6 protein-coding genes are annotated in these 6649 nt (G+C 60.8%); 2 read left to right on the top strand and 4 right to left on the bottom strand.

Annotated features, from left to right (window positions below; all coding sequences use genetic code 11):
* Nucleotides 1-342: 342 nt before the first annotated feature.
* The 3 genes from ccoM to HXW87_RS10320 form a co-directional block, all read right to left on the bottom strand.
* Entirely contained in the window at nucleotides 343-456 is a 114-nt protein-coding gene (gene ccoM, locus HXW87_RS29590) for a cytochrome c oxidase subunit CcoM (RefSeq protein WP_041070550.1), read from the bottom strand.
* Nucleotides 457-604: 148 nt separating this feature from the next.
* The gene (locus tag HXW87_RS10325) at nucleotides 605-832 is read right to left on the bottom strand and encodes a hypothetical protein (RefSeq protein ID WP_047292140.1); all 228 of its coding nucleotides are present in this window, start codon (nucleotides 830-832) and stop codon (nucleotides 605-607) included.
* A 47-nt stretch (nucleotides 833-879) separates the two neighbouring features.
* The gene (locus HXW87_RS10320) at nucleotides 880-1221 is read right to left on the bottom strand and encodes a hypothetical protein (protein WP_003222394.1); all 342 of its coding nucleotides are present in this window, start codon (nucleotides 1219-1221) and stop codon (nucleotides 880-882) included.
* Between the two features lie 252 nt (nucleotides 1222-1473).
* Between HXW87_RS10320 and rapA the strand changes: the two genes are divergently transcribed.
* A complete protein-coding gene (rapA, locus tag HXW87_RS10315) occupies nucleotides 1474-4320 on the top strand; it encodes an RNA polymerase-associated protein RapA (RefSeq protein WP_121184129.1) in 2847 nt (948 codons plus the stop codon).
* A 186-nt stretch (nucleotides 4321-4506) separates the two neighbouring features.
* Here rapA and HXW87_RS10310 read toward each other — a convergent pair whose 3' ends face one another.
* On the bottom strand, nucleotides 4507-5856 hold the full coding sequence (locus tag HXW87_RS10310; RefSeq protein WP_239778864.1) for an MFS transporter: 1350 nt from the start codon (nucleotides 5854-5856) through the stop codon (nucleotides 4507-4509).
* 301 nt (nucleotides 5857-6157) lie between these two features.
* Here HXW87_RS10310 and HXW87_RS10305 point away from each other — a divergent pair, with 301 nt between their 5' ends.
* On the top strand, nucleotides 6158-6526 hold the full coding sequence (locus HXW87_RS10305; RefSeq protein WP_041070557.1) for a YkgJ family cysteine cluster protein: 369 nt from the start codon (nucleotides 6158-6160) through the stop codon (nucleotides 6524-6526).
* The last annotated feature ends 123 nt before the right edge of the window (nucleotides 6527-6649 follow it).

Genomic DNA, 6649 nt, shown 5'->3' with positions numbered 1-6649 from the left:
ATCCGGGGGTGGGAGCGCAGCGACCGTTTGGCGCAGCCAAACACAGCGAGAGGAGGTGCAGCGAAGCAAACCGTAGGCGCTGCCCCCCGGATGAATCCCGCAGCGAAGGAACCCGAGCCTAAGCGAGGGCCGAACGTCAGGGTAAAGCCTTTTGGGTTACCTTTTCGGCGTTTGGAAAAGGTGACCCGCCGTAAGGGCGGAACCGTAATAAGCAACGCCCGCAGAAACGGATCTACACCCAGAACCCCAAGAACATGGTCGGCCCAAAGGCCGCCAAGACAAAAAAAAAGGGCAACCGAAGTCGCCCAAAATGCCTTGCGTGCTCATCAAACCCGGAAAGACCTATTTCTTGCGCTTATGCGCGTCCTTCCAGATAAAAAATCCAAACCCTGCAAAAAACAGAACCATGAGACCTACGGTCAGGACCCCGGCAAACACCACGTTATCGAAAAACATGACTGTGGCCTCCTGGCCCCTGCTTTGCTGCGATGGAGCTAAGTTAACCAATCGCGCAGGCGCAGAAATTGACCAGGATCAAGTCCGGTCAACACAGAGGATAAAGGCGGGAAAATAACTGACCTGCATCAAAGGATGCAGGGGGAGATCAACGCTTTTTCGGTTTCTTTTTCGGCTTTTTCTGGGTTTTTCCCAACGGCATGGCCTGCTCGAAGGCCTTGCGCACTTCGTTCAGCCGCTTTTCGTTGAGATCATGCACACGCTTGGCGCGTTCAGTGCCGAGGTCGATCAGTTTTTCATCTTGGCTCATGGCGTTCAGCGCATCACTTGGAAGAAAACACAACTGCCGCATCAGCGGCAGGGCTGCGCCAATCATGCAGCCTGACACCGGCACCCGACAACAATTCGTGTAAATCGGCGGGCTCAGATCTCGATATCGACCCACAAGCCCTGGCGCGGCTGGTCTTCCATCAGCGGCACCACCGGCACAGTGTTGTCGGCATTGAGCTCGGTGCCCGGCACGGCCAGATGCTCCTCCGGGTCTTCATCGGCTTCGCGACGGCGCCGATCGCGTTCCTGTTGACGGCGCTGTTCTTCGCGCGCCAGCAGACGATCCTCTTCCGGGTCACGCTTTTGCAGGTCGATCGTGCTTTCGTTGGAGCTTTCCTGCACCGGCACCACCGGAGGAATGTCCGGCCGCTGGCGAATCGGATCCTGCTGGGAAGTGATCGGCACAGCGCTCAGGGGGAGCATCGGTGGCAGCATATAAAGGGTCTCCTGTCAGCAAGCTATCGGCTGCGGCAAAGGCGCCTTTAGCCACTGGTCGCAAACTTGTGACCGGGTTGGCACTGCAGGAGCTGCCGAAGGCTGCGATCTTTTAATGGGACAACGTAGAACTCAGGTGTTTCCGTAGATCAAAAGATCGCAGCCTGCGGCAGCTCCTACCCAGTAATCTTTGGCCCTGAAGCCTGCATTCCGTTAAGATAGCCCGCTTTTTCAAGGTGGGAGTCAGGCAGCATGGCGCAGCAGTATCAACCGGGGCAACGCTGGATCAGTGACAGCGAAGCAGAGCTTGGTTTAGGCACCGTTCTGGCACAGGACGGCCGCTTGTTGACCGTGCTCTACCCGGCCACTGGCGAAACCCGCCAGTACGCGCTACGGAATGCGCCCCTCACCCGCGTTCGGTTCTCGCCGGGTGACACCATTACTCACTTCGAAGGCTGGAAGATGACCGTGCGCGAAGTCGACGATGTCGACGGGCTGATGGTCTATCACGGTCTCAACGGGCAGAACGAAGCCGTCACCCTGCCGGAAACCCAGCTGTCGAACTTCATTCAGTTCCGTCTGGCCAGCGACCGTCTGTTCGCCGGACAGATCGACCCGCTGCCATGGTTCTCCCTGCGCTACAACACCCTGGAACACACCAGCCGCCAATTGCAGTCCTCGCTCTGGGGCCTGGGCGGCGTGCGTGCGCAACCGATCGCGCACCAGTTGCACATCGCCCGTGAAGTCGCCGACCGCATCGCGCCGCGGGTTCTGCTGGCAGACGAAGTGGGTCTGGGGAAAACCATCGAAGCCGGCCTGGTGATCCATCGCCAACTGCTCTCGGGCCGCGCCAATCGCGTGCTGATTCTGGTGCCGGAAAACCTGCAGCACCAGTGGCTGGTGGAAATGCGCCGCCGCTTCAACCTGCAGGTTGCGCTGTTCGACGAAGAACGCTTCATTGAAAGCGATGCCACCAACCCGTTCGAAGACACCCAGCTGGCACTGGTTGCGCTGGAATGGCTGGTCGAAGACGAGAAGGCGCAGGATGCCCTGTTCGCCGCCGGCTGGGACCTGATGGTGGTCGACGAAGCCCATCACCTGGTGTGGCACGAAGACAAGGTCAGCCCGGAGTACGCGCTGGTCGAGCAACTGGCGGAAGTGATTCCCGGCGTACTGCTGCTCACCGCGACCCCGGAACAACTCGGTCAGGACAGCCACTTCGCCCGTCTGCGCCTGCTCGACCCGAACCGTTTCCACGACCTGGCCGCCTTCCGCGCCGAGAGCGAGAACTATCGCCCGGTGGCCGAAGCCGTGCAGGAGCTGCTCGACAAGGGACGCCTGTCGCCCGAAGCGCACAAGACCATCCACGGTTTCCTCGGCAACGAAGGCGAGGCCCTGCTGACCGCGGTCAACGATGGCGACAGCGAAGCCAGCGCCCGTCTGGTGCGTGAGCTGCTCGACCGCCACGGCACCGGCCGCGTACTGTTCCGTAACACCCGCGCCGCCGTGCAGGGTTTCCCCGAGCGTAAACTGCACCCTTACCCGCTGCCATGCCCGGACGAATACCTCGAACTGCCGCTGGGCGATCACGCCGAGCTGTACCCGGAAGTCAGCTTCCAGGCCCAGCCGGACGCCAGCGAAGAAGAGCGCTGGTGGAAATTCGACCCGCGCGTCGAGTGGCTGATCGATCAGCTGAAAATGCTCAAGCGCACCAAAGTTCTGGTGATCTGCGCCCACGCCGAAACCGCGATGGACCTGGAAGACGCCCTGCGCGTGCGTTCCGGCATCCCGGCCACGGTGTTCCATGAAGGCATGAACATCCTTGAGCGTGACCGCGCCGCCGCCTACTTCGCCGACGAAGAGTTCGGCGCGCAAGTACTGATCTGCTCGGAAATCGGCAGTGAGGGTCGCAACTTCCAGTTCGCTCATCACCTGGTGCTGTTCGATCTGCCATCGCACCCGGACCTGCTCGAGCAGCGCATCGGTCGTCTCGACCGGATCGGCCAGAAGCACATCATCGAACTGCACGTGCCATACCTGGAAACCAGCCCGCAAGAGCGCCTGTTCCAGTGGTACCACGAAGCGTTGAACGCGTTCCTCAACACCTGCCCGACCGGCAACGCCTTGCAGCATCAGTTCGGCCCGCGCCTGCTGCCGCTGCTCGAAGAAGCCGATGACGGCGAGTGGCAAGCACTGATCGACGAGGCCCGCACCGAGCGCGAGCGTCTGGAACAAGAGCTGCACACCGGTCGCGACCGTCTGCTGGAACTCAACTCCGGCGGCGCTGGCGAAGGGGATGCGCTGGTCGAGGCGATCCTTGAACAGGACGACCAGTTCGCCCTGCCGATCTACATGGAAACCCTGTTCGACGCGTTCGGCATCGACAGCGAAGACCACTCGGAAAACGCCCTGATCCTCAAACCGAGCGAGAAGATGCTCGACGCCAGCTTCCCGCTGGGCGACGACGAAGGTGTGACCATCACCTACGACCGCAACCAGGCGCTGTCGCGCGAAGACATGCAGTTCATCACCTGGGAACACCCGATGGTGCAGGGCGGCATGGACCTGGTGCTGTCCGGTTCGATGGGCAACACCGCCGTCGCGCTGATCAAGAACAAGGCACTGAAACCGGGCACCGTGCTGCTGGAACTGCTCTACGTCAGCGAAGTGGTTGCCCCGCGTTCGCTGCAACTGGGCCGTTACCTGCCGCCGGCCGCCTTGCGCTGCCTGCTCGACGCCAACGGTAACGACCTGTCGCCACGGGTCTCGTTCGCAACCCTCAACGATCAACTGGAAAGCGTACCTCGCGCCAGCGCCAACAAGTTCATCCAGGCCCAGCGCGATCAGCTGACGCCACGGATCAACGCGGGTGAAGACAAGATCACCCCGCGTCACGCCGAGCGCGTGGCCGAGGCCCGGCGCCGTCTGGCAGCCGATACCGACGAAGAACTGGCGCGCCTGACCGCATTGCAAGCGGTCAACCCGACCGTGCGCGACAGCGAACTCGATGCGTTGCGCCAGCAGCGTGAACAGGGTCTGGCGATGCTGGATAAAGCGGCGCTGCGTCTGGAAGCGATTCGGGTACTGGTGGCGGGTTAAACCACCCTGCCCCACCGCTGTAAATGAAAAGGCCCGCAGTGATGCGGGCCTTTTTGTTTGTCTGGTATTTATCAGCTGATGCTGATGGCCCCATCGCTGGCAAGCCAGCTCCCACAGGGTTTGGAGTGTTTACAAATTATGCGTGTGACTCGGTCACTGTGGGAGCTGGCTTGCCAGCGATAGCAATCATGCAGTCGCCACAGAAACATCAGGCTCAACCACTGCCACCAACCCCTCCTTCATCCGCTGCGCATCCCGGACAAAACACCGCGCCGCCAGAAACAGAAACACCATGGTCAAGAACAGCGCCACCGGAATCAGGTACATCGCGTCATGCAGGCCGACAGCCTTGAACGCCTCGGTCATCTGCTCAGCCCCCGCCGAAAGCATCGCCGACTTGGCGAAGTGATCGGACAAGGCCCCCACCACCACCGGCCCCAATCCACCGCCGAGCAAGTACAGCCCGGCAAAGAACAACGCCATCGCCGTCGCACGCAGACGCGGCTCGACCACGTCCTGAATCGCCGTGTACACGCAGGTGTAGAAGTTATAGGCAAACAGCCAGCCGACGCTGAACACCGCGACGAACACGCCAATCTCGACCCGTCCGGCGTGCAACGCCCACGCCGTGCACACGGTCGAGATGATCAGGCTGACGCCGGCAAACAGCAGCCGGCCGTTGGCGACTCGTTGATGAATCTTGTCAGCGATCCAGCCGCCGAGTGTCAGGCCGATCAACCCGGTGATCCCCACAATCACCCCGGTCGCCACCGCCGCGTCCTGCAACGGCATCAGGAAATACCGCTGCAGCATTGGCACCAGAAACGAGTTGCAGGCATAGGTGGCGAAGTTGAAGCACAAGCCTGCCATCACCAGCCACAGGAATGTCGGCACGGCGAGGACACGGCGGATCGGTCTGTCGACTTTATCCTGGGACACCTGCACGATTTCCGCCGCACCGCGCTTGGGTTCCTTGATGAAGAACATGAACACCGCGAGGATCAGCCCCGGCACCGCCGCGATAAAGAACGGCGCGCGCCAGCTGTCGAACGCCTTGACCATCGCACCGATGGTGAAGAACGCCAGCAACAATCCCAAGGGCAACCCGAGCATGAAAATGCCCATGGCTCGCGCCCGGCGGTGCGCCGGGAACAGGTCGCCGATCAGCGAGTTGGCGGCCGGCGCGTAACTGGCTTCGCCAATGCCGATCCCCATGCGCACCAACAGAAAGCTCCAGAAACTGCCAACCAGACCGTTGACCGCCGTCAGTGCGCTCCAGGTCGCCAGGCCCCAGCCCATCAATTTGCTGCGCGAGCCAGTGTCGGCCATGCGGCCTAACGGCAGACCGGCAATCGCATAAACCAGGGTAAACGCGGTACCGACGATCCCCAGTTGAAAGTCACTCAGGTGCCACTCCATGCGGATCGGCTCGATGATGATCGCTGGAATGGTGCGGTCGAAGAAGTTGAACAGGTTGGCAAGGAACAACAGGAACAGAATGCGCCAGGCATTCGCCGCTTGGGTCGAGTTCTGCATGGGTCCGTCTCTTTATTGTTATGAGGGCTTCACTGCCGACGCATCCGAGCCCGGAACCTGCAATCTAGACAGGCGGTGCGTAGCTGTCTGTGATCATTCGTCAAGCTGATAATGAGCCATGGCACTGTAAAGAAACGTAAGCCCTTGATAACGCAGCAATCCCCCGTAAACCGGGGGTTTTGCGGCAAAACCCGGCTACAAAAAAATACTTTCGCGCCCCCCTTCCCAAGTTCATGGCGAAGCCTAGAATAGCCGCCGGATCCGTCCGGATTCGCCGATCAACCCCTTTGATGCCCTCCTAATGTCCGAAGTCAGTCCGTGTCTGAATTGCGGTGCCTGCTGTTCCCATTTTCGCGTGTCTTTTTTCTGGGGTGAATGCGCCTCCTCCGGTGGCACAGTGCCCGATGAGCTGGTGACGCAGATCAGCCCGAGCCGGGTGGCGATGAACGGCACCGATTGCAAATCACCGCGTTGTACGGCGCTGGTCGGCGAGGTGGGCAGTCAGGTCCAGTGCTCGATTTATGAGCAGCGCTCCAGCCCCTGCCGCGAGTTCGAATCGTCCTGGGAGAACGGCGAACAGAATGTCGATTGCGACAAGGCCCGCGCCCGCTTCGGCTTGCCGCCGCTCGAGAAGGACTGGAATCAGATCCCCTACGACCAGAGCGCCTGACGCTTAGCGCCAATCGCTATGAGGCTCATGCCGAAATGGTTGGCGCCAATATGCCACTATCGCTTGCACGATAAAAACCGCCTCTATACTCCTCTCATTCGCCTGCGTTTCTGACGCAGAAGG

The organism is Pseudomonas sp. Y5-11 (assembly GCF_022368695.1).
Lineage (GTDB): Bacteria > Pseudomonadota > Gammaproteobacteria > Pseudomonadales > Pseudomonadaceae > Aquipseudomonas > Aquipseudomonas parakoreensis.
This window is presented reverse-complemented; position numbering and strand designations above follow the sequence as displayed.